This window comes from Pseudomonas entomophila, from assembly GCF_018417595.1.
GTDB classification, from domain to species: Bacteria; Pseudomonadota; Gammaproteobacteria; order Pseudomonadales; family Pseudomonadaceae; genus Aquipseudomonas; species Aquipseudomonas entomophila_C.
Genome location: NZ_CP070982.1, coordinates 5,626,114 through 5,650,374 on the forward strand (window position 1 = coordinate 5,626,114; position 24,261 = coordinate 5,650,374).

Below are 24,261 nucleotides of genomic sequence, written 5' to 3' on the forward strand. Positions count from 1 at the left end.
GTTAGTATAACCACCGAACATGCTTTATCAACACCATACCCACCAAGGCGACGAGTGGGCGATCCGAAGGGAATTATGGTGATTGGTCGGTGTGACGATCGGGGAGAAGTGATGCAGGGCTTTGCACAGGGCCCGGCATAGCCGGGCATCGCCAGCAAGGCTGGCGCCTACCTGGGTGTTCCAGCCCTCAGCATGGACCCGTAGAAGCCGGCTTGCCGGCGAGCATTGGCCACCTCAGGTCGCCAGCCCCGCCACCTCCTGCGCCACCCCCAGGAACGCCGCCGGCAAGCGCGCCTGGCGCCGCTCCTTGAGGCAGTACAGGTACTCGTGCATCACCGGTGCTTCCTCCAGCGCCAGCACCCGAAGCTCCGGGTTGTGCGGTACTTCGTGGCGGGCAATGATGCTGATGCCGATATTGCGCAGCACCGCCTCGCGGATCGACTCGCGGCTACCGATCTCCAGCAGCGCACCGGCCTTGACGCCAGCCTCCTGCATCATCTGCTCGGTCAGTTTGCGGGTGGTCGAGCCCTTCTCGCGCATCAGCAAGCAATGCCCGGCCACCACGTCGATGGACACTGCCTGGCGATGGGCCAACGGGTGGTTACGGTGCACCGCCACCACCAGCGGATCGGTGCCCAGCACCCGGCGTACCAGGCGCGCGTCCTCCAGCAGTTGCGAAGAGGCGGCGATGTCCACCCGATAGTCCTCGAGCATTTCCAGCACCTGCTGGGAATTACCAATCTCGACCGCCACGTCCACCTGGGGCAAGCGTTCGCGGAAGATCTTCACCAGGTCGAGGATGTAGTACGGCGCGGTGGCGGCGATGCGCAGGCTGCCCTGGGCCTGGCCGCTGTTGCGCAGCTCGAACTCGATGTCGGCCTCCTGCTGCAGCAGGGCCTTGACCATCGGCAGCAGGCGCACGCCCTCCTCGCTCAGCACCAGGCGCCGGCCGCCGCGGTAGAACAGCTCCACTGCGTACTGGCTCTCGAGGTTGCGGATCTGCGTGGTCACCGTGGGCTGGCTGAGCCCGAGCTTCTTCGCCGCCAGGGTGATGCTGCCCAGGCGGGCCACCATGTAGAAGGCTTTGAGCTCGGCGCTCAGCATTGTGGATAACCTCTATTTTCGCAGCAGGCGCAAGCCGTTGAACACCACCAGCAGGCTCACGCCCATGTCGGCGAACACTGCCATCCACATGGTGGCCATGCCGGCAAAGGTGATCGCCAGGAAGACCGCCTTGATCCCCAGGGCCAGCACGATGTTCTGGGTGAGGATCGCCGCGCTTTGGCGCGACAGCCTGACGAACGCCGGGATTTTGCGCAAGTCGTCGTCCATCAGTGCCACGTCGGCAGTCTCGATGGCCGTGTCGGTACCGGCGGCGGCCATGGCGAAACCGATCTCGGCGCGGGCCAGGGCCGGCGCGTCGTTGATGCCGTCACCGACCATGCCGACCCGGTGGCCCTCGGCGTACAGGCGCTCGATGGTGGCGAGCTTGTCCGCCGGCAGCAGGTTGCCCTCGGCCCGGTCGATCCCCACCTGGGCGGCAATGGCCTGGGCGGTGTGGGGATTGTCGCCGGTGAGCATGACGGTCTTGATACCGAGCTCATGCAGTTCGGCGATGGCCTGGCGGCTGCTGTCCTTGACCGTGTCGGCCACGGCGAACAGCGCCAGCGGGCCACTGCGGTCGAGCAGCAGCACCACGGTCTTGCCCTGGCGCTCCAGCTGGTCCAGCTGGGCTTCAAGCTCGGGCGAGCACAGGCCCAGTTCCTCGACCAGGCGATGGTTGCCCAAGTGGTAGGTTTCACCGTCGATATCACCGCGCACGCCACGCCCGGCCAGGGCGGCGAACTCGGTGACTTCGCTCAGCGCCAGGTCCTGCGCCTTGGCGAACAGGGCGATGGCACCGGACACCGGGTGGTCGGAGCGGTCGGCGAGGCTTGCGGCCAACGTCTGGGCACGGCCTTCGAACAACGGGTCGAGCACCTTGCTGTCGGTCTGCACCGGCTTGCCGTGGGTGATGGTGCCGGTCTTGTCCAGGGCCAGGAAGTCCAGCTTGCGCCCGCCCTCCAGATACACGCCGCCCTTGATCAGGATGCCCTTGCGCGCCGCGGCGGCCAGGCCGCTGACGATGGTCACCGGGGTGGAGATCACCAGCGCGCACGGGCAGGCCACCACCAGCAGCACCAGGGCACGGTAGATCCAGTCGAACCAGGCACCGGCCATGAACAGCGGCGGGATGATCGCCACGGCCAGGGCCACGGCGAACACCACCGGGGTGTAGATGCGCGAGAACTGGTCGACGAAGCGCTGGGTCGGCGCACGGGCACCCTGGGCCTCTTCGACGGCCTTGATGATACGGGCCAGGGTCGACTGGCCAGCGCCTGCGGTGACGCGGTACTCCAGCGAACCCGCCTGGTTGATGGTGCCGGCGAACAGCTTGTCGCCCACTGTTTTCTCCACTGGCAGGCTTTCGCCGGTGATCGGTGCCTGATCGACGCTGGACTGGCCGCTGATTACCTCGCCGTCCAAACCAATGCGCTCACCCGGGCGTACCCGCACCAACGCCCCCAAGGTCACCTCGCGCACGTCGACTTCGCGCCACAGCCCGTCGGCCTGCTGCACGGTCGCCATGTCCGGCGCCAGTTGCATCAGGCCGCCGATCGCGTTGCGCGCGCGGTCCAGCGAGCGGGCTTCGATCAGTTCGGCCACGGTGAACAGCACCATCACCATGGCCGCTTCCGGCCACTGGCCGATCAGCACGGCGCCGGTCACGGCGATGCTCATCAGCGCGTTGATGTTGAGGTTGCGGTTCTTCAGGGCGATCCAGCCCTTCTTGTAGGTGCCCAGCCCGCAGCCGAGGATGGCCGCCAGGGCCAGCGCCGCCACCACCCACTCCGGCGCCTTGCCGGAAAAATGCACAAGCTCGGCGGCGATCGCCGCCACACCGGACAATGCCAGCGGCCACCAGCGGGTCTTGCTTGGCTGGGGCGCTTCGGTGCTGCCGTCGTCCTCGTCCGCCAGCGGTTCGGCCTTCATGCCCAGGCTGTCGATGGCCTGCTCGATCTGGCCGGTGCCGTCGTGGGTGTGACGCACCCCCAGCACGCGGTTGATCAGGTTGAACTCCAGTTGCTCGATACCGGCCAGCTTGCCCAGCTTGTCCTGGATCAGCGTCTGCTCGGTCGGGCAGTCCATGGCCTGGATGCGGAAACGGCTGAGCTGGGCCTGGGCGCTGGCCTTCTCGGTCAGTTGCACCAGGGCCGGCGCGGCATGGGAGCCGCAGCAGCTGTGGGCATGGGTGTCGTGGCTGTGACCCTTTTCACCATGGTCGTGGTCATGCTTGTGTTCGGGGCTGACTGGCTGGTTCATGGAATCATCCTTAAAAAAGGGCACTAGCTCCCTGTAGGAGCCGGCTTGCCGGCGCCTACAGAGAGGGTTGTTGCCAAGTGAACACCCTGTAGCCACTATAGGGTCAAGTCCCTTGCTGGAGATTAGCCATGAAGATCGGAGAACTGGCCAAGGCCACCGACTGCGCCGTGGAAACCATCCGCTACTACGAACGCGAACAACTGCTGCCCGAACCTGCCCGCAGTGATGGCAATTACCGGCTCTACACCCAGGCCCACGTCGAGCGGCTGACCTTCATCCGCAACTGCCGAACGCTGGACATGACCCTGGATGAGATCCGCAGCCTGTTGAACCTGCGCGACAGCCCCGAAGCGTCGTGCGGCAGCGTCAATGCGCTGATCGACGAGCATATCGAGCATGTGCAGGCGCGGATCGACGGGTTGGTGGCGCTGCAGGCGCAGCTGGTGGAGTTGCGCCAGCAGTGCAATGCGCAGGGGGCGGAGTGCGCGATTTTGCAGCAGCTGGAGACGAATGGGGCGGTGTCGGTGCCGGAGGTGGAGCACTCTCACGTGGGCAGAAGCCACGGGCATTGAAAATCCTGGGTGCGCTGCGCGCCCCTTTCGCGACACAAGGCCGCTCCCACAGGTTCTGCAGCGTACCTGTGGGAGCGGCCTTGTGTCGCGATGGGCTGCAAGGCAGCCCCGGCAATCTGAAAAGCTACACCGCCATCGGCGCCGTCATCGGCGCATGGTGCTCATAGCCTTCCAGCGAGAAGTCGCTCGGTTCGATCTTCTCCAACCACTCCGGCTCGTACTTGCCAGTCTTGGCGAACTCCGGCACGCGGTCGCTGATCACCAGCTTCGGCGCCGCCAGCGGCTCGCGCTTCATCTGCTCGTTGAGCATGTCCAGGTGGTTCTCGTACACATGGGCATCGCCGATGAAGTAGGTGAACCAGCGTGGGGTGTAGCCGGTCAGGCGGCCGAACAGCGACAGCAGCGCCGCGCCTTCGGTGAGGTTGAACGGTGTGCCCAGGCCCAGGTCGTTGGAGCGGATGTAGAGCGTCAGGGAGATTTCCTTGGTCTCGACATTCGGGTGGAACTGGTACAGCAGGTGGCACGGCGGCAGGGCCATTTCATCGAGCTGGGCGCAGTTCCAGCCGTGGAACAGGATACGCCGGCTGCCCGGGTCGTTGGCGATGGTGTCCAGGCACTGGCGCACCTGGTCGATGGCCTTGTACAGGATGACGAACGCCTCGCCGCCCTCCTCGTCCTGGGCGATGCGACGGAAGCCCGCCTTTTCAGCCATCTCGATGGCGGCCGGGTTGCTCAGCGGGATGCGCTTGTAGCCCGGCCACTGGCGCCATTGCACGCCGTAGATCTCACCGAGGTCGTCATGCCCCTGGCGGAACGGGTTGGCCAGCCACTGGGCGTTCTCGTTGGCGTTCTGGTCCCAGACCTTGCAGCCCAGCTCGCGGAATTCGCCGGCGTTCTTCACGCCGCGCAGGAAACCGACCATTTCGCCGATCGCCGACTTGAACGCCAGCTTGCGCGTGGTGATGGCCGGGAAGCCTTTCTGCAGGTCGAAGCGCAGCATCGCGCCCGGCAGGCTGATGGTGCGGATGCCGGTGCGGTTTTCCTGCAGCGTGCCGTTGTCGATGACGTCACGGACCAGATCTAGATACTGTTTCATGGCTTACCTGTAGCAAGAACGGCAGGGGGATCGCCCCTGCCGTGGGAATCAAACGGTGGCCTTGGCCGTCGGTTTGCGGTTGTAGGCCAGCCAGATCAGGAAGATGCCGCCGATGATCATCGGCACGCAGAGCAACTGCCCCATGGTCAACCAGCCGAAGGCGATATAGCCGAGCTGGGCGTCGGGTACCCGCACGAACTCCACGATGAAACGGAAGATGCCGTAGAACAGCGCGAACATGCCGGAAACGGCCATGGTCGGGCGCGGCTTGCGCGAGTACAGCCAAAGGATGACGAATAATGCCACACCTTCGAGGGCGAACTGGTACAGCTGCGACGGGTGACGCGGAAGCTGCGCCGGGTCGCTGAACGGCGGGAACACCATCGCCCAGGGCACGTCGGTGGCCTTGCCCCACAGTTCGGCGTTGATGAAGTTGCCGATGCGCCCGGCGCCCAGGCCGATGGGTACCAGCGGCGCGACGAAGTCCATCAGCTCGAAGAACGACTTGTTGTTGCGCTTGCCGAACCACAGCGCCGCCAGCATCACGCCAATGAAGCCGCCGTGGAACGACATGCCGCCCTTCCACACCTCGAAGATCAGCGTCGGGTTGGCCAGGTACTGGTGCAGGTCGTAGAACAGCACATAGCCCAGGCGCCCGCCGACGATCACCCCCATCGACAGCCAGAACACCAGGTCGGAGAGTTTCTCGCGGCTCCAGGTCGGGTCGAAACGGTTCAACCGGCGTGAGGCCAGCAGCCAGGCGCCGCCGATGCCGATCAGGTACATCAGGCCGTACCAGTGGATTTTCAGTGGCCCGAGGGCCACGGCCACGGGGTCGATCTGCGGGTAAGGCAGCATTGTCTTTCCTCTAGTTTCAGATAAGGAAGCTGAGTCCGACGCAGAACAGCAGTGCGGCGAACAGGCGCTTGAGCACGCGCGGCGACAGCTTGTGCGCCAGGCGCGCGCCGAAGCGGGCGAAGAACATGCTGGTCACGGCAATGCCGACCAGCGCGGGAAGGTAGACGTAACCGATGCTGTGGGCCGGCAGGTGTTCCTCGTGCCAGCCCAGCCACATGAAGCTCAGGGCGCTGGCCAAGGCGATCGGCAGGCCGCAGGCCGATGAGGTGGCCACCGCCTGCTGCATGGGCAGGCTGCGCCAGGTCAGGAAGGGCACGGTGAGCGAACCGCCACCGATCCCGAAGATCGCCGAGGCCCAACCGATCACGCCGCCGGCGGCGGTCAGGCCGGGTTTGCCGGGGATGCCGCGGCTGGCCTTGGGCTTGAGATCCAGGGCCATCTGCGCGGCGATCACCAGGGCGAACACACCAATGATCTTCTGCAGCATCGGCCCCTGGATCAGCGAGGCTGTCTTCGCGCCGACCAGTGCGCCGAGCAGGATGCCCACGGTCATCCAGGCGAAGATCGGCCATTGCACCGCGCCCTTGCGCTGGTGCTCGAGCACGGCGTTGATCGAGGTGAAGACGATGGTCGCCAGCGACGTGCCGACCGCCAGGTGGGTCAGCACCGACGGGTCGAAGCCCTGCAGGGTGAAGCTGAACACCAGCACCGGCACGATGATGATACCGCCACCGACGCCGAACAGCCCGGCCAGCACACCCGCGCAGGCGCCTAGCAGCAGATAGAGAGCGAATTCCATTCATGGCCCCAGTGGAAAACAATCCGGCATGGTAACGGAAGCCACGCCCGGCGCTCTAGTGAAGTCTGTGTCAGGTGATGGCGAGTGGTCGGCGGCGCGGGTAGAGTGGCCGAAAACACAGGGGACAACCTATGTGCCTGATCGTATTCGCCTGGCGGCCGGGGACAGCCCGGCCGCTGATCGTCGCGGCCAACCGCGACGAGTTCCATGCCCGGCCCACCCAAGCCTTGGCGGCCTGGGAGGATGCACCGGGGGTGTATGCCGGGCGGGATCTGGAGGCAGGCGGGACTTGGCTGGGGGTTGGGCCACAGGGACGGTTCGCGGCGCTGACCAATATTCGCGATCCGCGTCAGCCGTTGGGGCCACGCTCACGGGGTGAGCTGGTCGCAGCTTATCTGCGGGGCGAACTGGGGGTCGAAGCTTATCTGGACCAGGTAGCCAGCCGTAGTGGGCAGTATTCGGGGTTCAACCTGCTGGTCGGCGATGGGCAGCGGTTGGGCTACCTGCATGCACGTGAGGCAGGACCGCGCCTACTCTTGCCCGGTGTATACGGGCTGTCGAACGCCGGGCTGGATACGCCTTGGCCGAAGCTGGTGAAAGCGCGTAGCGGGCTGGAGGGATTGCTTGATTCGGACGATCCACGGCGGCTGCTGGCATTGCTGGCCGATGCGCAACCTGCGCCGGACAGCGAATTGCCCGAGACCGGTGTAGGGCTGGCAACCGAGAAGCTGCTGTCGAGCGTGTTCATCGCCAGCCAGAACTATGGGACGCGGGCGAGCACGGTATTGATCGTGGATGACCAGGGGCGACGACGGATGATCGAGCGCAGCTTCGGGCCGTTTGGTGGGCATTTGGGCGAGGTGGATATAGACGTCTGAAGCCATGGGCGCGCATTGCGCCCCTTTCGCGGCACAAAGCCGCTCCTACAGGGATCTGCACGCTCTGTAGGAACGGCCTTGTGCCGCGAAAAGCCCGCTGGGCGGGCTCAGGGTCTCAAAGGGTCTTGTTCGGCCCGATCATCCGCGCCAGGCCAAGGTTCTTCAGCGCCAGCTGCAACGAGCTGTGGATAACCTGCGGGTTGTCGTGGCTCATGGCGTCGGCCAACAGCTCCTCGGCCTTGCTCTTGTTGATCTGGCGCAGCATCCACTTCACCTTCGGCAGGTTGGTGGCGTTCATCGACAAGCTGTCGAAGCCCATGGCCATCAGCAGGATCGCCGCTGCCGGGTCACCGGCCATCTCGCCGCAGATGCTCACCGGCTTGCCTTCTTCGTGGGCCACGCTGACCACTGTCTGCAACGCCTGCAACACCGCCGGGTGCAGGTAGTCGTACAGGTCGGCGACCCGCGGGTTGTTGCGGTCGACGGCCAGCAGGTACTGCGTCAGGTCGTTCGACCCGACCGAGAGGAAGTCCACCTGCCGCGCCAGCTCGCGGGTCTGGTACACGGCGGCGGGGATCTCCACCATCACCCCGACCGGCGGCATGGGCACATCGGTACCTTCGTCGCGCACCTCGCCCCAGGCACGGTGGATCAGGTGCAGCGCTTCTTCCAGCTCATGGATGCCGGAAATCATGGGGAGCAGGATGCGCAGGTTGTTCAGGCCCTCGCTGGCCTTGAGCATGGCGCGGGTCTGCACCAGGAAGATTTCCGGGTGGTCGAGGGTGACGCGGATGCCGCGCCAGCCGAGGAAGGGGTTTTCTTCCTTGATCGGGAAGTACGACAGCGACTTGTCGCCGCCGATGTCGAGGCTGCGCATGGTCACCGGCAGCGGGTGGAAGGCCTGTAGCTGCTCGCGGTAGATCGCCAGCTGCTCTTTCTCGCTGGGGAAGCGCTGGTTGATCATGAACGGCACTTCGGTGCGGTACAGGCCGACACCCTCGGCGCCGCGCTGCTGGGCCCGGGCAACGTCGGCGAGCAGGCCGGTGTTGACCCACAGCGGCATGCGGTGGCCGTCCGGGGTGATGCAGGGTAGCTCGCGCAGGGCATCGAGGCCGCGGGCCAGCTGGCGTTCTTCCTCGACCACGTCGCTGTACTGCTTGCGCAGCACCTCGCCGGGGTTGGTGAATACCTCGCCCTTGTAGCCGTCGACGATCATGTCGATGCCGTCGGCCTTCGAATACGGCAGGTCGACCACACCCATCACGGTGGGGATACCCATCGCCCGGGCGAGGATCGCCACGTGGGAGTTGCCCGAACCGAGTACCGAGACCAGGCCCACCAGCTTGCCTTCCGGCACCTCGCCAAGCATGGCGGGGGTCAGCTCCTCGCTGACCAGGATGGTGTTGTCTTCATAGACCAGCGACTGCGAACGGGCTTCCTGGAGATACGCCAGCAGGCGCCGGCCCAGGTCCTTGACGTCCGAGGCGCGCTCGCGCAGGTAGTCGTCGTCCATCAGCTCGAAGCGGTTGACGTGCTCGCCGACCACTTGGCGCAGGGCGCCCTGGGCCCACTGGCCGGTCTTGATGACCTCGACCACCTCGCCACCGAGGGCGGCATCCTCGAGCATCATCAGGTACACGTCGAACAACGCGCGCTCCTCGGGGCGCAACTGGGTGGCGAGCTTGGCCGACAGCTTGCGCATGTCCTCGCGCACGCCTTCGAGGGCGTTGTTGAACAGCTTGAGTTCGTTGTCGATGTCCTCGACGGTGCGGTCCGGCACCACTTCCAGGTCGGCGGGCGGCAGCATCACCACGGAGCGGCCGACGGCGGCGCCGGGCGAGCCCGGAACACCGACGAAGCGGGCCTCCTGGATGCCCTTGCCCTGGCGACCCAGGCCGCGGATGGAACCGGTGGCCTCGGCGTGGGCGATAACCCCGGCGAGCTGGGCGCTCATGGTGACCAGGAAAGCTTCTTCGCCTTCATCGAACTGGCGGCGCTCCTTCTGCTGGATGACCAATACCCCCACCACGCGGCGGTGGTGGATGATGGGGGCACCGAGGAAGGAGGCGAATTTCTCTTCGCCGGTTTCGGCAAAGTAGCGGTAACGCGGGTGGTCGGCGGCGTTCTCGAGGTTCAGCGGCTCCTCGCGGGTACCGACCAGGCCGACCAGGCCTTCGTTGGGGGCCATGCTGACCTTGCCAATGGAGCGCTTGTTCAAGCCCTCCGTGGCCATCAGCACGAAACGGTTGGTTTCCGGATCGAGCAAGTAGACCGAGCAGACCTGGCTGCCCATGGCCTCCTTGACGCGCAAGACAATGATACCCAACGCCGTCTTGAGATCTTTGGCGGAGTTCACTTCCTGGACGATCTTGCGCAGCGTATTGAGCATGGCTCGGGGTCGGACTCCGTCGTCAGTCGCGCGTCAGCAGGCGCGGGGCTAGCTCTTTCAGGGCGCGTCGGTAGACCTCGCGCTTGAATGTCACCACCTGGCCCAGCGGATACCAGTAGCTGACCCAGCGCCAGCCGTCGAATTCCGGTTTGCCGGTGAGGTCCATGCGTACCCGTTGCTCGTTGCTCACCAGGCGTAGCAGGAACCACTTCTGTTTCTGGCCGATGCACAGCGGCTGGCTGTGGGTGCGCACCAGGCGTTGCGGTAAACGATAACGCAACCAGCCGCGGGTGCAGGCAAGAATTTCCACATCGTCGCGTTCAAGGCCAACTTCTTCGTTCAGCTCGCGGTACAGGGCGTCTTCCGGCGTCTCGTCAGGGTTGATGCCCCCCTGCGGGAATTGCCAGGCATCCTGGTTGATCCGCCGAGCCCATAGCACCTGCCCGGCATCATTCGTGAGAATGATCCCGACATTGGGGCGAAAACCATCCGGGTCGATCACGGCAGCAACCTCGCAAACGCATGTCGCGGCATTGTTCCACAAAGCCTGAGCGCGCAGCAACGCGCCCGCCAAGCTTATGTGCAGCGAGGTGAAAACTCCGTATTCTGCGGGGCTCCCGGAAGCTGATGCGAGACTCCCCATGCGCCTGGCGTTATTCGACCTGGACAATACCCTCCTCGGTGGCGACAGCGACCACGCCTGGGGTGACTACCTGTGCGAACGGGGCATCCTCGACCCGGTCGCGTACAAGGCACGCAACGATGCCTTCTACCAGGACTACCTCAGCGGCACCCTGGACATGCAGGCCTACCTGGCCTTCTCCATGGAAATCCTCGCCGCCAGCGAGCCCGCGCAGCTGGCGCAGTGGCACCGCGAATTCATGCGCGACTGCATCGAGCCGATCATCCTGCCCAAGGCCGAGGCCCTGTTGCGCCAGCACCGCGAGGCTGGCGACCAACTGGTGATCATCACCGCCACCAACCGCTTCGTTACCGCGCCCATCGCCCGCCGGCTCGGGGTACGCACCCTGCTGGCCACCGAATGCGAAACGCAGGACGGGCGCTACACCGGGCGCAGTACCGATATACCGTGTTTCCGTGAAGGCAAGGTGACGCGGTTGAAGCGCTGGATGCTGGAGAACGGCTTCGACCTCCAGGGCAGCTGCTTCTATAGCGATTCGCTGAACGATGTGCCGTTGCTGGAGGTGGTGGAGCGGCCGGTGGCGGTGGATCCAGACCCGAAACTGCGGGCGCAGGCCCAGCGCAGGGGCTGGGAGATCATCTCACTGCGCGAATGAACTGGCTCCTACTGGTTCAGCGCCATTCCTAGATTGGCTTGGCGCCCATCAGGCCGGCAATGGACAGGAAACACACCCCGCTGAATACCGCCAGCGCCAGGGTGAACTTCAGCCCCACCACTTCAGCCTTGCGCAGCCGGTTGAGGCGCACCAGCAACCACCAGACGGCAAAAGCACCGAAGGTGTAGATGACGCTGGAGGCCAGCACCCAGGTCTGCCCCAGCGGCCAGCCGACCAGGTGCACCAGCCACCAGCCGGTGAACGGCATGCTCACCAGGCACAGGCCCATCAGCAGCCAGACGAATACCAGTGGCCGGCGCAGCAGCTTGCCGTAGGCGTCGACATCGCCCTTGCGCCGCGCCTGGATGGTCCAGACGGCCAGGCCCAGGGCGCCCAGCAGCAACAGGGCAGTGGCGAGGATGTGCAGGGTCTTGAGGGTGGTCAGGTGTTCCATGTCTCAGTTGTCCTAAAGCAGGCCGATTCGCGTCAGACTCATCGCGGGTAAACCCGTTCCCACAGTGACTGCATAGAGCTCAAGGTCCATGCGGTACCTGTGGGAGCGGGTTTACCCGCGAAGAGGCCCTTCAGGCCAAGCGTAGCCGCTCAGCCCAGGAACAGCCGGTAAGCCGGGTTCTCGGTCTCGTCCCAGTACGGATAACCGATCTTGGCCAGCGCCGCCGGCACCAGGTGACGCTCCTCCTCCGGCACCTGCAGCCCCGCCACCACGCGACCATCGGCCGCACCGTGGTTGCGGTAGTGGAACATCGAGATGTTCCAGCGACCGCCCAGTTTGTTGAGGAAGTTGAACAGCGCGCCCGGGCGTTCCGGGAATTCGAAGCGCAGCACCATCTCGTCGCTGGCCCCCGCCGAGTGGCCGCCGACCATATGACGGATATGCAGCTTGGCCAGCTCGTTGTCGGTCAGGTCGGTGACCGGGAAGCCCTGCTCGGTCAATTGCTGTACCAACGCGGCGCGTGGGTCGGTTTCCGGATGGGTCTGCACGCCAACGAAGATATGCGCTTCGTCCGCCGTGTGCTTGCGGTAGTTGAATTCAGTGATCTGGCGCTTGCCGATGGCCTCGCAGAAGGCCTTGAAGCTGCCCGGGCGCTCGGGAATGGTCACGGCGATGATCGCCTCGCGCTTTTCGCCCAGTTCGGCACGCTCGGCCACATGGCGCAGGCGGTCGAAGTTGACGTTGGCGCCCGAGTCGATGGCCACCAGGGTCTGGCCCGTCACGCCCTTGAGCTCGACATACTTCTTGATCCCGGCAACGCCCAATGCGCCGGCAGGCTCGGTGATCGAGCGGGTATCGTCGTAGATATCCTTGATTGCCGCGCAGATTTCATCGGTGCTGACGGTGATCACCTCGTCCACATGATGGCGGCAGATATCGAAGGTGTGCTGGCCGATCTGGGCCACCGCCACGCCGTCGGCGAACAGCCCGACCTGTGGCAGCACCACGCGCTCGCCCGCGGCCATGGCGGCCTGCAGGCAGTTGGAGTCGTCCGGTTCGACGCCGATCACCTTGATCTCGGGGCGCAGGTACTTCACGTAGGCGGCGATACCGGCGATCAGCCCGCCACCGCCCACCGGCACGAAGATCGCGTCGAGCTGGCCCGGGTGCTGGCGCAGGATTTCCATGGCCACCGTGCCCTGGCCGGCGATGGTGTGCGGATCGTCGTAGGGGTGGATGTAGACGAAGCCCTTCTCGTCGACCAGCTTCAGCGAGTACGCCAGCGCCTCGGGGAACGAGTCGCCATGCAGCACCACCTTGCCACCCCGCGAACGCACGCCCTCGACCTTGATCTCGGGGGTGGTGCGGGGCATCACGATGGTCGCCTTGATGCCCAGCTCACGGGCCGCCAGGGCCACGCCCTGGGCGTGGTTGCCGGCCGAGGCGGTGACCACGCCACGGGCCAGTTCTTCCGCGCTCAGTTGCGCCAGCTTGTTGTAGGCCCCGCGGATCTTGAACGAGAACACCGGCTGCAGGTCCTCGCGCTTGAGCAGGACCGTGTTGCCCAGGCGCTTGCTCAGTTGCCCGGCGCTGTGCAGCGGGGTTTCGACAGCAACGTCGTAGACGCGCGAGGTGAGGATCTTCTTGACGTACTGTTCGAGCATCGGAAAGCATCACTGGGCCGCGGGACAAGGCCTGGGAGTCTACCGCAGCGTCACGTCGGGCAGCCACAGCAAAGCCGCCGGAGCCGTTATACTAGGCAACTTTGAAATCCGCCCTGCCCCTCCCGGAGCCCGCATGACCCAGGACCAACTCAAACAGGCCGTCGCCCAGGCCGCCGTCGACCTCATCCTGCCCAAGCTGGATGAAAAAAGCGTCGTCGGCGTTGGCACCGGTTCCACCGCCAACTTCTTCATCGACGCCCTGGCCCAGCACAAGACCGCCTTCGACGGCGCCGTCGCCAGCTCCGAGGCCACTGCCCAGCGCCTGAAGGGCCATGGCATTCCGGTCTATGAGCTGAACAGCGTCAGCGAGCTGGAGTTCTACGTGGATGGCGCCGACGAGAGCGACGCCCACCTGAACCTGATCAAGGGCGGTGGCGCGGCCCTGACCCGCGAGAAAATCGTCGCGGCGGTAGCCAAGACCTTCATCTGCATCGCCGACGCCAGCAAGCTGGTACCGCTGCTTGGCGCCTTCCCGCTGCCGGTCGAAGTCATCCCCATGGCCCGCAGCCACGTGGCGCGCCAACTGGTCAAGCTGGGCGGCGACCCGGTCTACCGCGAGGGCGTGGTGACCGACAACGGCAACGTCATCCTCGACGTGCACAACCTGCAGATCACCAACCCGGTGGAGCTGGAAAGCCAGATCAATGCCATCGTCGGCGTGGTCACCAACGGCCTGTTCGCGGCGCGCCCGGCAGATGTGCTGCTGCTGGGTACCGCCGAAGGCGTGAAGACCCTCAAGGCCGAGTAATCCTCTTCGCGGGTAAACCCGCTCCCACAGGTATCGCCCCCTGTGGGAGCGGGTTTAGCCGCGAATGCCCCGCCCGTCAGTCAGATGGCTGCTTGAACACGTAGAACAGGTTCGGCTCACTGACCAGGTAGATGGTCCCGGCATCGTCCATCGCAATCCCTTCCGCCTGCGGCACCGTCTGCTTCAGCCCTTGCATACCCTTGCGCAGCGACAGGGTGCTCAACGGCCGCCCCTTCACATCCAGTTCCAGCACCAGCCGCGACTCGTCCGACAGGGCCAGCAGATGCCCGCTGCGCTCGTCGAACTGCAGGCTGGACAAGTCCCGCACGAACAACCGCTTGTCGCGCTTGCGGTCCTGCACCACATGCACCGCGTAAGGCTTGTCGGGGTTGTCATGGGGGAAGCCGTGCACCTCGTAGATCATCATCGGGTCGCGCTCCTTGGCCACGAACAGGCGCTTGCCCACCGAATCGTAGGCCAACCCCTCGAAGCCCTTGTTGCCATTGAGGCCGATGCCCAGGGACAGCTGCTCGGCATCGTTGGCATCGAGGAACTGCGTGTCATCTTCAAGGCGCACGCGGATCAGCCGCTGCTGGCGCTCATCGGTGATCACGTAGCTGTTGGGGCCCACGTATTCCACGGCCTCGGGGTCGCCGAAGCCGGTCAGCGGCACGCGACGCAGGATGCGCCCGTCCAAGGATAGCTCGATGAGCTCGGAACGGGCATTGGTCACGGTGAACAGGCTCTTGCGGTCCGGGTCGTAGGTCAGGGCCGAAAGATCGTCGTCCAACCCTTCGATGGGCTGCGCCTCGACCGCCACCCGATAGCGGTCCAGCCCCATGCTCTGCTCGGCCGGCTGCCACCAGGCCCGCAGGTTGAACCAGCCTCGCTCGAACAGGCGGAACTCCTGGGCTGCCGCACCCAGAACAAGCAAGGCGGCAAGCACGGTCAAAGCGAGGGTGAGGCGGTAACGACGACGCATGGAGGCAGACTCGGCAAAGGGGACGCGAATCTAACCATCTACAACTGAAGCAAAGCTTAATGCCGTCGTCGGAAACGCCGAAGGCAGTGTCAGTGCTTGCGGAAACGATAGAACAGGTTGGGTTCGCTGACGATGTACAGGTTGCCCTTGTCGTCCATGGCCACGCCTTCGGCGCGCGGCACGGTGTCCTTCAGGCCATTGAAGCCACCCAACAAGGTCATGAAGCTGACCTGCTCACCTTTCTCGTCCAGCTCCAGCAGCATGTTCGAATCCGCCGACAGCACCAGCAGGTGGCCCGTGCGCGGATCGACACTCAAGGCCGACAGGTTGCGCAGGTCCAGTTCATCGCTGGGCAGCACCTGCTTGTCCCCCGTGAGCGGACCATGCCCGTTGGTGCTCCAGGTGTACAGCTTCGGCGGACGCTCCTCGCCGATGAGCAGGCGCTGGCGCATCGGGTCCCAGGCCACGGCCTCGAAACCCTTGTTGCTCTTGACCGACTCGCCCAGGTCGTAGCTCTTGAAGTCGGTGCGGGACAGCGAAGCCGTAGTGGCGTCCACCTTGACCAGGGTCAGGTCGTGGCGGCGCTCGTCGGTGATCGCGATCTGCCCGTCCTCGAGCACGGCGACACCCTCGGGATTGTCCCAGCCCTGCAAGGGGATCTTGCGCAGCACATCGCCATCCAGGCTCAACTCGGCCAGGAACGGGTGCTTGCCCATGACCGCGAACAAGGTGCGGGTATGTGGGTTGAAGGCCACGTCCGAGGCTTCATCCTCCTCCATACCCACCAAGGGCTTGGCGTCTATGTCAGCCACGTAATCTGGCAACCAGATACTTTCCTGGCGCTCGGCAGGGGTTTCGAAGCGCTCTTTCAGCCACAACAGGCCACGGTCATCCCAGTGCATGGCCACGACCACGCCATAACTGATCACTGCCACAGCGGCAAAGCCGATAAGCCAGCGCAGCGAGGCACGGCGCTTGGGTGCAGGCGGGAGGGATGCACGGGTGGAGGTGGCCATTGAAGGAAATTCCTGAAAGCGAGCGGTGAGGTATAGCCCAATGCCGACGAAAATGCGCAGGTTTGCGCATTATCCGCACCGATTGTGAAAAAAATGGCAACGACCACCCACGGTCAGGGAGACGGCGACGGCTTCCAGCCGCCGCCATGCAAGGTCAGAGCACGCGCCCTTCGAAACGGCTCGCGCCCGGAAGTTCCAACACCAGCTCATCGCCCACGTTCAGCGGGCCGACACCGGCCGGGGTGCCGGTGAGAATGACGTCGCCCGGCTGCAGCGAGAAATGCCCGGCGATGTGCTGGATGATCGGCACGATCGGGTTGAGCATCATCGCGCTGCTGCCGTCCTGGCGTATTTCGCCGTTGATGGTCAGGCGGATACCGATATCGGTCAGGTCCTCGAAAGCATCGGCCGACACGAACGGCGGCAGTACACAGGCGCCATCGAAGCTCTTGGCCAGCTCCCACGGCAGGCCCTTTTCCTTCAGCTTCGCCTGCACCTCGCGCAGGGTGAGGTCGAGCGCCGGCGCGTAGCCGGAAATGGCGTCGAGCACCTCTTCCTCGGACGGTGCGGTGGACAGCGGCTTGCCCAGCAGCACGGCAATTTCCGCTTCGTAGTGCACCGAGCCACGCTCGGTCGGGATCTTGAAGCCGCCTTCCAGGGGCACCACGCAGCTACCGGGCTTGATGAACAGCAGCGGCTCGCTGGGGATGGGGTTGTCCAGTTCCTTGGCGTGCTCGGCGTAGTTGCGGCCGATGCACACCACCTTGCCCAGCGGGTAATGGATGCGAGTGCCGTCTACGTACTGGTGCTGGTAACTCATGGCCGACTCCTGTGAACACTGCTTTTTATTCGGGAGCGAAGATCTTACCCGGATTCATGATGCCGTTCGGGTCGAACACGGCCTTGATCGCCTTCATGCAGGCGATTTCATCCGCCGAGCGGCTATAGCCGAGGTAGTCGCGCTTGGTCATGCCCACGCCGTGCTCGGCGGAGATCGAGCCGTTGTAGCGCTCGACGATCTCGAACACCCACTTGTTGACCTTGGTGCAGGAGGCGAAGAAATCGTCCTTGGTCATGTGGTCGGGCTTGAGGATGTTCAGGTGCAGGTTGCCGTCGCCGATGTGGCCATACCAGACCACTTCGTAGTCTGGGTAGTGTTTGCCGACGATAGCGTCGATATCGCGCAGGAACGCCGGCACTTTCGACACGGTGACCGAAATATCGTTCTTGTAGGGCGTCCAGTGGGAGATGGTCTCGGACAGGTATTCGCGCAGCTTCCACAGGTTCTTCAGCTGGGTTTCGCTCTGGCTCATCACCCCGTCCAGCACCCAGCCCTGTTCGACGCAGTGCTCGAAGGTGGCCAGCGCCTCGTTGGCCACCTCCTCGGTGCTGGCCTCGAACTCCAGCAGCGCATAGAACGGGCAGTTCGTCTCGAACGGTGCCGGTACATCGCCACGGGCGAGGATCTTGGCCAGGCCCTTGTCGGAGAAGAACTCGAAGGCGGTGAGGTCGAGCTTGCCCTGGAAGGCGTGCAGCACCGGCATGATCGAGTCGAAGTCCGGCGTGCCCAGCACCATCGCGGTGAGGTTGCGCGGTGCACGGTCCAGGCGCATGGTCGCCTCGACCACGAAGCCCAGCGTGCCTTCAGCGCCAATAAACAGCTGGCGTAGGTCGTAGCCGGTGGCGTTCTTGACCAGGTCCTTGTTCAGCTCCAGCAGTTCACCCTTGCCAGTGACCACCTTGAGCCCAGCGACCCAGTTACGGGTCATGCCGTAGCGAATCACCTTGATCCCGCCGGCATTGGTGCCGATATTGCCGCCAATCTGGCTGGAGCCACTGGAGGCGAAATCCACCGGGTAGTACAAGCCCTGGTCTTCGGCGAACTGCTGCAACTGGCGAGTGATCACGCCCGGCTGGCAGGCCACGGTGCGGTCGAACGCGTTGAAGCCGAGGATCTGGTTCATATAGTCGAAGGCCACCACCACCTCGCCGTGGGCGGCGACCGCGCCTCCCGACAGCCCGGTACGCCCACCCGACGGCACCAGGGCGACCTTGTGCCGGTTCGCCCACAGCACGATGGCCTGGACCTGCTCGATGGATTTGGGGAAGACGATGGCGCTGGGCGCGGGCGGGTAGTGCTTGGTCCAGTCCTTGCCATACGCCTCGAGCGAGGCGGGGTCGGTAAGGACCTTGCCAGGGTCGACCAGGGTCATCAGCTCATCAATTACCGCAGACTGGGTCATCGCTGGAACTCTCGACTTATTCATAGTCACCCTGAGCACGCTTCACCTGTCGGGATAAGCTCAGATCAGGTCGCGTATGCTAGCATAGCCCTCCCGCTGTTCGTGCTAAGGCCGACGCCGCGTCGCTTCACCCTCCTCGCCATTTTTCTCCGGGATACAGGTTTACGCAGATGAGCAAGACTTCTCTCGACAAGAGCAAGATCAGGTTCCTTCTTCTTGAAGGCGTCCACCAGAATGCGGTGGATATCCTCAAGGCTGCCGGGTACAGCAACATCGAGTACCTCACCGGCTCGCTGCCGGACGCCGAGCTGAAGGAAAAGATCGCCGATGCCCACTTCATCGGCATCCGCTCGCGCACCCAGCTGACCGAAGAGGTCTTCGACTGTGCGAAGAAACTGGTCGCGGTCGGCTGCTTCTGCATCGGTACCAACCAGGTCGACCTGAACGCGGCCCGCGAGCGCGGCATCGCGGTGTTCAACGCACCGTACTCCAACACCCGCTCGGTAGCTGAGCTGGTGCTGGCCGAAGCCATCCTGCTGCTGCGCGGCATCCCCGAGAAGAACGCCTCCTGCCATCGCGGTGGCTGGATCAAGAGCGCGGCCAACTCCTTCGAGATCCGTGGCAAGAAGCTGGGCATCGTCGGCTACGGCTCGATCGGCACGCAGCTGTCGGTGCTGGCCGAAGGCCTGGGCATGCAGGTGTATTTCTACGACCCGCTGACCAAGCTGCCACTGGGCAACGCCACCCAGGTCACCAGCCTGCACGAACTGCTGGGCCTGGCCGACATCGTCTCGCTGCACGTGCCTGAGCTGCCGTCCACCCAGTGGATGATCGGCGAGAAGGAAATCCGCGCGATGAAGAAGGGCTCGATCCTGATCAACGCCGCCCGTGGCACCGTGGTCGAGCTGGACCACCTGGCCGCCGCGATCAAGGACAAGCACCTGATCGGCGCCGCCATCGACGTGTTCCCGGTGGAGCCGCGCTCCAACGACGAAGAGTTCGAAAGCCCGCTGCGTGGCCTGGACAACGTGATCCTCACCCCGCACATCGGTGGCTCCACCGCCGAAGCCCAGGCCAACATCGGCCTGGAAGTGGCCGAGAAGCTGGTCAAGTACAGCGACAACGGTACCTCCGTGTCGTCGGTCAACTTCCCGGAAGTGGCCCTGCCGGCCCACCCAGGCAAGCACCGCCTGCTGCACATCCACGAAAACATCCCGGGCGTGCTCAGCGAGATCAACAAAGTGTTCGCCGAGAACGGTATCAACATCTCCGGTCAGTTCCTGCAGACCGACGAGAAAGTCGGTTACGTGGTAATCGACGTGGACGCCGAGTACTCGGACCTGGCCCAGGAAAAACTGCAGCACGTGAAGGGCACCATTCGCTCGCGCGTACTGTTCTAAGTTTCACTGCGGCATGAAAAAGGGAGGCCCTGGTGGCCTCCCTTTTTCTTTGTCGTAGTACACCGACGATTATTGTAGGAGCGGCTTCAGCCGCGATCACCCGCGAAGCGGGTGCCAACCAGCGCGGTGCCTATTTCGCGGCTGAAGCCGCGCCTACAGGTTCTGCGTCACTTGACGTTGACCGTGATCTTCTTCGACTTGACGCTTGGCTTGAACGGCACGTGGTACTGGTCACCCAGCACCAGCTGCAGGGTGTGCTTGCCCGGCGTCAGGGTGATGGTCGCCTCGGTCTGCGCCTTACCAAAATGCAACACCTGCGGGCCGGCCGGCAGTGGCGCGTTGTTTTCCGGCATCAGGCTGGTCGGCAGCGGCAGGTCAGCGGCCGGCGCTTTGCCCACATCCACCAGCAGGTGGTGATGGCCGGTATGCGGGGTCGGGTCGCCCGCAGGCTTCAGGCTCATGCCCTCGATGCCGAACTTGACGGTGAAGGTCTTGTCGACCGTGGCGCCGTCGGCGGGGGAAACGATGAAGACCTTGGCGCCTTCCGGTGGCTGCTGGCTCTTCAGGGCATCCGCGGCACTGGCGAACACCGACACGCCCATCAGCAGACCGGCGACGACAGCACGCGACATTAGGCTTTTCATTCACTTCTCCTGTGATTCACTTCAATTGACCGCTATCACTTAAACGAAGCAAGGCGGTACTTCACCATAGTCCACCCACACCGGAAGAGGTTCAAAAACAGCCGAGGAAATATTTCGAGGCCCGATCAAACATTGATTGGGTATTGAGGTCTGAGGCTGCGCTCGACCGAGGCAGGTAATAAGTCCCGGCGAATGACATTCTTCTGCCGAACAAGAAAGGGGCATTCATGCGTTTGACCATTGGCGTGCTGCTGGCAGCACTGTTCACTCCACTGGCCCAGGCCGAACTGATCGATGAAATCAACGACCGGGGGGAATTGCGGATTGCCGTGCAGAGCGACGCCGCGCCCTATGCCTTCAAACTGGATGAACACCTGACGGGTTTCGATATCGAGCTTGGCCGGGCGTTGGCCGGTGAACTGGGCCTGCGCGTCGAGTTCATCGAGACGCCCGCCGCGGAAGTGCTGGCGGGGGTGGAGAGCGGCAAGTTCGATATCACGGTCGACAAGCCCGATGCGCAAGACAAACTCGCACCCGCGTTGAGCGCCAGCCAACCGTTTGGTGACCTGCACTTGGTTATTCCATTCCAAAAGGATAATCCGGCATTCGAGAGCGCGGTGAACAACGCCTTGCAGCGGCTCAAGGACAACGGGCGCCTGACCGAGCTGGAAAAGAAATGGCTCCAACAGTAGCCTCGTCACCGACCCCGTAGGAGCCAGCCTGGCTGGCGAACAGCCCTGAAGGCGATGTGAAGCCATTCGCCAGCCAGGCTGGCTCCTACAGGTCCGCGTGGCTCAGGGCTTGCGCAGCCTGCTCCAGCTCCAGCTCGCTGAACACCTGCACCCCTTCGCGCCGCAGCAACGCCGTGGTCACCCCTTCCCCCGCCACCTTCACACCCGTGAAGCTGCCGTCGTAGGTCAAACGGTTACCACACGAAGGGCTACCGGACTTGAGCACCGCCACCGCGATGCCGTGCCGCCGCACCAGGGCCAGGGCCTGACGGGCGCCAGCAAGAAACGCCTCGCTGACATCCTCGCCCGCGACAGTCACGACCGGCACCCGCCCATCCAGCACTTCGCCACCCTGCCCGCCCGGAATCTCCGCAGGCGGGCGTGGCGTCGGCAAGCCACCGGCCACCTCCGGGCACAACGGCACCACCCGGCCTTCGGCCTGCCAGCGTTGCAACAGGCCAGGATGGCCACTGGCACGCCCGTCGTAGCGCACCGGCTGGCCCAGCAGGCAGGCGCTGACCAGTACCTTAGAACAGGTCGTTGCCACGGCGGCGGAACCAGCCCGTCAGCGACAGGCGCTCACGCCCGGCCGGGAGGACTTCGTGAGGGATGTCGCCCGACAGGAACACCACCAGGGTGCCCGCCAGCGGCGGCACGTCATGCTCGACGTCACCCTGCAGGAACATGCGCAACTGGCCACCGTCGTCGGGCTGCCAGCCTTCATTGAGATAGAACACAGCCGAAACGGCGCGCCGGTCGTCGTCGCGGAAGCGGTCCAGGTGGCGGCGGTAGAAAGCGCCCGGCGGATACAGGGCGAAATGGCACTCGAAATCCTCGAGCCCCAGGTACAACCCTTGGTTGATGGCCTGGCGCAGGCTGTCCATGGCCCCCAGATAATGGTCGCAGGCCTCGGAGTCACCCGGGTCGATCCACTGGATCTGGTCGCCGCGAATGGCCTCGCGCACTTCCTGCGCGGCACCGCGCCCGACGCCGGCCGGGTTGAGTTCGCCTTCGGCGTGGCGACGGCGGCATTCGAGCGCCAGCGCGCGGGCCAGTCCGTCGGGCAAGAAGAGCGGCTGCTGCGACCAGCCACGGGTGGCCAGGTCATCGACGATCGCCGACAGCATCGGATGTTCAGGAGGAATGTGCATGGCGCATCATAGCTATTCGGCATGCGCTCGCACAGCGCCACTTGGTCGAGAACTGCCGCTGGCGTCTCGACAAAGCCCCGCCGCGCCACGGACAATAGCGGCCTGCCGACAGGAGTCCTGAATGCGCCGTTTGTTTTCCCTGCTTCTGCTGATGATCTGCACCATGCCTGTCTGGGCAGACAGCCTCGATCAACTGTACAAGGCCGCCGGCTGGCCCGACCAGCGCGCCCATTTCAACGATGCCGTGAGCGCCGCCCAGCAGCGCTACCGCAACAGCCTGCCGCCTGCGGTCTATCAAGCGCTGGTCACCAACAGCAATCAACGCTTCCAGGCCCAGGCCATGGACCGCCGCGCCCTGGCGCAGCTGCGCACGAACCTGCAGAACCCTGCGCCGGCCCTGAACTTCTTCCAGTCGCCGCTGGGGCGCAAGGTGGTGGCCGCCGAACTGCTGGCCACGCGCAAAGACCAGTTGGCCAAGAACGCCAAGGGCCTGCCCAAGATGCAGGTCAGCGACAACCGCCTGCTGATCGTCGGCCACCTGGCCCAGGCCCTGCCGGCCCGCGAAGCCGGCGCCGAGGTCAGCCTGGCGATTGCCGGGGTGGCTGCGGACAGCCTCAGCTCGATGATCCCGGGCCTGTTCGGTGGTGGTCAGGCCCAGGGCCTGCTCGATGGCCAGCGCCAGCGCCTGATGAACCAGGTCGGCGAAGACCTGAACAACACCCTGCTGTATGTCTATCGCGACCTGTCGGACACCGAGCTGGAAGAGTTCGCCACCTTCGCTGAATCACCGCAAGGCCAGGCCTACTACAAGGCCGCCGTGGCCGCCGTGCGCGCCGCGCTGGCGGTCGGGCAGAACGCCGCGGACCTGAACTGATCAGCCCAGGCGCTGGCCGATGAAGTCGAAATAGCGCTGGCGGATGCCCGGCAGCTCGTTGGCCAGGTGGTGCCGCGCCTCGGGCAGCATGAGGATCTGCGGTTCACTGAACTTGGCCTTGAGCACCTTGAGGTTGTAGGGCCAGTCCACGGTACCGTCCGCCTCCCCTTGCACGATCAACAGCCGCCGCGTGCTGCGCGGTGCCTCCTCTATACGCCGGACCCATTTCAACAGCGCGCCGACCCAGGCTGTCGGCAAACGGCGCGGTTGCAGCGGGTCGGCTTCCAGAAACGGCAGGAACGCCGGGTCGTTGGTGTTCTCGCTGAAGCGCCGCTCGATGCCGTTGACGAAGTGGCGCAGCACGCAATAGCTGAGCTTCGACCAGTGCCAGGCGCGTGGGCGCACCAGCGGCGCCAGCAGGATCACCTCGCCGTCGGCCGGGCTGTGGCCGTCGCAATGCAACAGGTGATCGACCACGATCGCCCCGCCGGTGCTCTGCCCGCACAGATGCCACGGGCGTGGCAAGCCAAGCTGGCGCGCCTGCTCGAACAAAGCGTCCAGTGTCTGCTGATAAATGTCGAAGTCTTCGATGCTGGCCCGCTCGCCGCTGGACAGCCCATGCCCGGGCAGGTCGCAGCTGATCACCGCATAGTGCTGCCTGAGCGCCCAGTCGATCACATGCCGATACAGGCCCATGTGGTCGTAGTAGCCATGCAGCAGAAACAGGGTCGCCACCGGTTGCTCCGGCAACCAGACCTGGCCGACCAGGTCGAAACCGGCTGCCTGGAAGCGACCGAGCCAACTGGCCACCGGCAGGTCCAGGCCATAGAAGCGCTGGTAGTCACGGCCTTGGGCCGGCAGCGCCTGGCGCTCGGTGAGGGGCGACAGGCCGGCGCGCAGCGAGTCGGGTTGGAAGGCGGCGGGCATCGGGTACATCCACACTGAAGCAAGTATTGACCTGTGATATTCAGGTCTGGGCCGCGCCATGGCAAGCTGACGCACTTCCACAGGCGCCTCTTTTGCCTGTGGGAGCGGGTTTAC

24 protein-coding genes are annotated in these 24,261 nt (G+C 64.6%); 7 read left to right on the forward strand and 17 right to left on the reverse strand.

Annotated features, from left to right (window positions below; genetic code table 11):
• Positions 1–234: 234 nt before the first annotated feature.
• On the reverse strand, positions 235–1,104 hold the full coding sequence (locus JYG34_RS24670; RefSeq protein ID WP_213658750.1) for a LysR family transcriptional regulator: 870 nt from the start codon (positions 1,102–1,104) through the stop codon (positions 235–237).
• Between the two features lie 12 nt (positions 1,105–1,116).
• Positions 1,117–3,363, reverse strand: a complete 2,247-nt coding sequence (locus JYG34_RS24675; protein WP_213658751.1) for a heavy metal translocating P-type ATPase — start codon at positions 3,361–3,363, stop codon at positions 1,117–1,119.
• Between the two features lie 128 nt (positions 3,364–3,491).
• Here JYG34_RS24675 and cadR point away from each other — a divergent pair, with 128 nt between their 5' ends.
• On the forward strand, positions 3,492–3,935 hold the full coding sequence (gene cadR / locus JYG34_RS24680) for a cadmium resistance transcriptional regulator CadR (protein ID WP_011536217.1): 444 nt from the start codon (positions 3,492–3,494) through the stop codon (positions 3,933–3,935).
• A gap of 124 nt (positions 3,936–4,059) precedes the next feature.
• Here the strand turns inward: cadR and JYG34_RS24685 are convergent, their stop codons facing one another.
• Genes JYG34_RS24685 through JYG34_RS24695 form a run of 3 tightly spaced genes read right to left on the reverse strand, consistent with a single transcriptional unit; the run spans position 4,060 to position 6,688 of the window.
• Positions 4,060–5,031 (reverse strand): thymidylate synthase, encoded by a 972-nt coding sequence (locus JYG34_RS24685; protein WP_213658752.1) that lies wholly within the window; start codon positions 5,029–5,031, stop codon positions 4,060–4,062.
• 48 nt (positions 5,032–5,079) lie between these two features.
• The gene (lgt, locus tag JYG34_RS24690) at positions 5,080–5,889 is read right to left on the reverse strand and encodes a prolipoprotein diacylglyceryl transferase (RefSeq protein WP_213658753.1); all 810 of its coding nucleotides are present in this window, start codon (positions 5,887–5,889) and stop codon (positions 5,080–5,082) included.
• Between the two features lie 16 nt (positions 5,890–5,905).
• Positions 5,906–6,688 (reverse strand): sulfite exporter TauE/SafE family protein, encoded by a 783-nt coding sequence (locus JYG34_RS24695; protein ID WP_213658754.1) that lies wholly within the window; start codon positions 6,686–6,688, stop codon positions 5,906–5,908.
• Between the two features lie 131 nt (positions 6,689–6,819).
• On the opposite strand from JYG34_RS24695, the gene JYG34_RS24700 reads away from it, so the two are divergent.
• Positions 6,820–7,566, forward strand: coding sequence for an NRDE family protein (locus JYG34_RS24700; protein WP_213658755.1), 747 nt, complete (start codon positions 6,820–6,822; stop codon positions 7,564–7,566).
• A 115-nt stretch (positions 7,567–7,681) separates the two neighbouring features.
• On the opposite strand, the gene ptsP is transcribed toward JYG34_RS24700, so the two are convergent.
• Both ptsP and JYG34_RS24710 read right to left on the reverse strand, forming a co-directional pair.
• A complete protein-coding gene (gene ptsP / locus JYG34_RS24705; RefSeq protein ID WP_213658756.1) occupies positions 7,682–9,955 on the reverse strand; it encodes a phosphoenolpyruvate--protein phosphotransferase in 2,274 nt (757 codons plus the stop codon).
• A 22-nt stretch (positions 9,956–9,977) separates the two neighbouring features.
• Positions 9,978–10,457, reverse strand: coding sequence for an RNA pyrophosphohydrolase (locus JYG34_RS24710; RefSeq protein ID WP_003249017.1), 480 nt, complete (start codon positions 10,455–10,457; stop codon positions 9,978–9,980).
• Between the two features lie 139 nt (positions 10,458–10,596).
• On the opposite strand from JYG34_RS24710, the gene JYG34_RS24715 reads away from it, so the two are divergent.
• Positions 10,597–11,253, forward strand: coding sequence for an HAD family hydrolase (locus JYG34_RS24715; protein ID WP_213658757.1), 657 nt, complete (start codon positions 10,597–10,599; stop codon positions 11,251–11,253).
• Between the two features lie 28 nt (positions 11,254–11,281).
• On the opposite strand, the gene JYG34_RS24720 is transcribed toward JYG34_RS24715, so the two are convergent.
• A complete protein-coding gene (locus tag JYG34_RS24720; RefSeq protein WP_213658758.1) occupies positions 11,282–11,707 on the reverse strand; it encodes a DUF2269 family protein in 426 nt (141 codons plus the stop codon).
• Between the two features lie 149 nt (positions 11,708–11,856).
• Positions 11,857–13,371 carry a threonine ammonia-lyase, biosynthetic gene (ilvA, locus tag JYG34_RS24725; RefSeq protein ID WP_213658759.1) on the reverse strand — a complete coding sequence of 505 codons (1,515 nt, stop codon included), beginning with the start codon at positions 13,369–13,371 and terminating at the stop codon, positions 11,857–11,859.
• 133 nt (positions 13,372–13,504) lie between these two features.
• On the opposite strand from ilvA, the gene rpiA reads away from it, so the two are divergent.
• Positions 13,505–14,179: a ribose-5-phosphate isomerase RpiA gene (gene rpiA / locus JYG34_RS24730; protein WP_213658760.1), complete on the forward strand. Its 675-nt coding sequence runs from the start codon at positions 13,505–13,507 to the stop codon at positions 14,177–14,179.
• A gap of 76 nt (positions 14,180–14,255) precedes the next feature.
• Here the strand turns inward: rpiA and JYG34_RS24735 are convergent, their stop codons facing one another.
• From JYG34_RS24735 to JYG34_RS24750, 4 genes are all read right to left on the reverse strand, one after another.
• Positions 14,256–15,161 carry an SdiA-regulated domain-containing protein gene (locus tag JYG34_RS24735; RefSeq protein ID WP_213658761.1) on the reverse strand — a complete coding sequence of 302 codons (906 nt, stop codon included), beginning with the start codon at positions 15,159–15,161 and terminating at the stop codon, positions 14,256–14,258.
• An 89-nt stretch (positions 15,162–15,250) separates the two neighbouring features.
• Positions 15,251–16,177 carry an SdiA-regulated domain-containing protein gene (locus JYG34_RS24740; RefSeq protein ID WP_213658762.1) on the reverse strand — a complete coding sequence of 309 codons (927 nt, stop codon included), beginning with the start codon at positions 16,175–16,177 and terminating at the stop codon, positions 15,251–15,253.
• Positions 16,178–16,331: 154 nt separating this feature from the next.
• A complete protein-coding gene (locus JYG34_RS24745) occupies positions 16,332–16,997 on the reverse strand; it encodes a fumarylacetoacetate hydrolase family protein (protein ID WP_213658763.1) in 666 nt (221 codons plus the stop codon).
• 25 nt (positions 16,998–17,022) lie between these two features.
• Positions 17,023–18,420 (reverse strand): FAD-binding oxidoreductase, encoded by a 1,398-nt coding sequence (locus JYG34_RS24750; RefSeq protein WP_213658764.1) that lies wholly within the window; start codon positions 18,418–18,420, stop codon positions 17,023–17,025.
• A 170-nt stretch (positions 18,421–18,590) separates the two neighbouring features.
• Between JYG34_RS24750 and serA the strand changes: the two genes are divergently transcribed.
• A complete protein-coding gene (gene serA / locus JYG34_RS24755; RefSeq protein ID WP_213658765.1) occupies positions 18,591–19,820 on the forward strand; it encodes a phosphoglycerate dehydrogenase in 1,230 nt (409 codons plus the stop codon).
• A gap of 167 nt (positions 19,821–19,987) precedes the next feature.
• Here serA and JYG34_RS24760 read toward each other — a convergent pair whose 3' ends face one another.
• Positions 19,988–20,464 carry a DUF4399 domain-containing protein gene (locus JYG34_RS24760; protein ID WP_213658766.1) on the reverse strand — a complete coding sequence of 159 codons (477 nt, stop codon included), beginning with the start codon at positions 20,462–20,464 and terminating at the stop codon, positions 19,988–19,990.
• Positions 20,465–20,691: 227 nt separating this feature from the next.
• Here JYG34_RS24760 and JYG34_RS24765 point away from each other — a divergent pair, with 227 nt between their 5' ends.
• Positions 20,692–21,156 carry a substrate-binding periplasmic protein gene (locus JYG34_RS24765; protein WP_213658767.1) on the forward strand — a complete coding sequence of 155 codons (465 nt, stop codon included), beginning with the start codon at positions 20,692–20,694 and terminating at the stop codon, positions 21,154–21,156.
• Positions 21,157–21,241: 85 nt separating this feature from the next.
• Here JYG34_RS24765 and JYG34_RS24770 read toward each other — a convergent pair whose 3' ends face one another.
• Together JYG34_RS24770 and JYG34_RS24775 are read right to left on the reverse strand one after the other, a co-directional pair.
• A complete protein-coding gene (locus JYG34_RS24770; RefSeq protein WP_213658768.1) occupies positions 21,242–21,742 on the reverse strand; it encodes a DUF523 domain-containing protein in 501 nt (166 codons plus the stop codon).
• A complete protein-coding gene (locus JYG34_RS24775) occupies positions 21,723–22,346 on the reverse strand; it encodes a 2OG-Fe(II) oxygenase (protein ID WP_213658769.1) in 624 nt (207 codons plus the stop codon). The genes JYG34_RS24770 and JYG34_RS24775 overlap by 20 nt, the downstream gene beginning before the upstream one ends.
• 121 nt (positions 22,347–22,467) lie before the next feature.
• On the opposite strand from JYG34_RS24775, the gene JYG34_RS24780 reads away from it, so the two are divergent.
• Positions 22,468–23,220, forward strand: coding sequence for a DUF2059 domain-containing protein (locus JYG34_RS24780; RefSeq protein ID WP_213658770.1), 753 nt, complete (start codon positions 22,468–22,470; stop codon positions 23,218–23,220).
• Here the strand turns inward: JYG34_RS24780 and JYG34_RS24785 are convergent, their stop codons facing one another.
• Positions 23,221–24,147, reverse strand: coding sequence for an alpha/beta hydrolase (locus JYG34_RS24785; protein WP_213658771.1), 927 nt, complete (start codon positions 24,145–24,147; stop codon positions 23,221–23,223).
• Positions 24,148–24,261 lie beyond the last annotated feature (114 nt).

What these genes read in the sequence shown, in the direction of transcription:
- JYG34_RS24670 (WP_213658750.1), bottom strand. Translation starts at nt 1,104, where the DNA reads ATGCTGAGCGCCGAGCTCAAAGCCTTCTACATGGTGGCCCGCCTGGGC.
- JYG34_RS24675 (WP_213658751.1), bottom strand. Translation starts at nt 3,363, where the DNA reads ATGAACCAGCCAGTCAGCCCCGAACACAAGCATGACCACGACCATGGT.
- cadR (WP_011536217.1), top strand. Translation starts at nt 3,492, where the DNA reads ATGAAGATCGGAGAACTGGCCAAGGCCACCGACTGCGCCGTGGAAACC.
- JYG34_RS24685 (WP_213658752.1), bottom strand. Translation starts at nt 5,031, where the DNA reads ATGAAACAGTATCTAGATCTGGTCCGTGACGTCATCGACAACGGCACG.
- lgt (WP_213658753.1), bottom strand. Translation starts at nt 5,889, where the DNA reads ATGCTGCCTTACCCGCAGATCGACCCCGTGGCCGTGGCCCTCGGGCCA.
- JYG34_RS24695 (WP_213658754.1), bottom strand. Translation starts at nt 6,688, where the DNA reads ATGGAATTCGCTCTCTATCTGCTGCTAGGCGCCTGCGCGGGTGTGCTG.
- JYG34_RS24700 (WP_213658755.1), top strand. Translation starts at nt 6,820, where the DNA reads ATGTGCCTGATCGTATTCGCCTGGCGGCCGGGGACAGCCCGGCCGCTG.
- ptsP (WP_213658756.1), bottom strand. Translation starts at nt 9,955, where the DNA reads ATGCTCAATACGCTGCGCAAGATCGTCCAGGAAGTGAACTCCGCCAAA.
- JYG34_RS24715 (WP_213658757.1), top strand. Translation starts at nt 10,597, where the DNA reads ATGCGCCTGGCGTTATTCGACCTGGACAATACCCTCCTCGGTGGCGAC.
- JYG34_RS24720 (WP_213658758.1), bottom strand. Translation starts at nt 11,707, where the DNA reads ATGGAACACCTGACCACCCTCAAGACCCTGCACATCCTCGCCACTGCC.
- ilvA (WP_213658759.1), bottom strand. Translation starts at nt 13,371, where the DNA reads ATGCTCGAACAGTACGTCAAGAAGATCCTCACCTCGCGCGTCTACGAC.
- rpiA (WP_213658760.1), top strand. Translation starts at nt 13,505, where the DNA reads ATGACCCAGGACCAACTCAAACAGGCCGTCGCCCAGGCCGCCGTCGAC.
- JYG34_RS24735 (WP_213658761.1), bottom strand. Translation starts at nt 15,161, where the DNA reads ATGCGTCGTCGTTACCGCCTCACCCTCGCTTTGACCGTGCTTGCCGCC.
- JYG34_RS24740 (WP_213658762.1), bottom strand. Translation starts at nt 16,177, where the DNA reads ATGGCCACCTCCACCCGTGCATCCCTCCCGCCTGCACCCAAGCGCCGT.
- JYG34_RS24745 (WP_213658763.1), bottom strand. Translation starts at nt 16,997, where the DNA reads ATGAGTTACCAGCACCAGTACGTAGACGGCACTCGCATCCATTACCCG.
- JYG34_RS24750 (WP_213658764.1), bottom strand. Translation starts at nt 18,420, where the DNA reads ATGACCCAGTCTGCGGTAATTGATGAGCTGATGACCCTGGTCGACCCT.
- serA (WP_213658765.1), top strand. Translation starts at nt 18,591, where the DNA reads ATGAGCAAGACTTCTCTCGACAAGAGCAAGATCAGGTTCCTTCTTCTT.
- JYG34_RS24760 (WP_213658766.1), bottom strand. Translation starts at nt 20,464, where the DNA reads ATGAAAAGCCTAATGTCGCGTGCTGTCGTCGCCGGTCTGCTGATGGGC.
- JYG34_RS24765 (WP_213658767.1), top strand. Translation starts at nt 20,692, where the DNA reads ATGCGTTTGACCATTGGCGTGCTGCTGGCAGCACTGTTCACTCCACTG.
- JYG34_RS24775 (WP_213658769.1), bottom strand. Translation starts at nt 22,346, where the DNA reads ATGCACATTCCTCCTGAACATCCGATGCTGTCGGCGATCGTCGATGAC.
- JYG34_RS24780 (WP_213658770.1), top strand. Translation starts at nt 22,468, where the DNA reads ATGCGCCGTTTGTTTTCCCTGCTTCTGCTGATGATCTGCACCATGCCT.
- JYG34_RS24785 (WP_213658771.1), bottom strand. Translation starts at nt 24,147, where the DNA reads ATGCCCGCCGCCTTCCAACCCGACTCGCTGCGCGCCGGCCTGTCGCCC.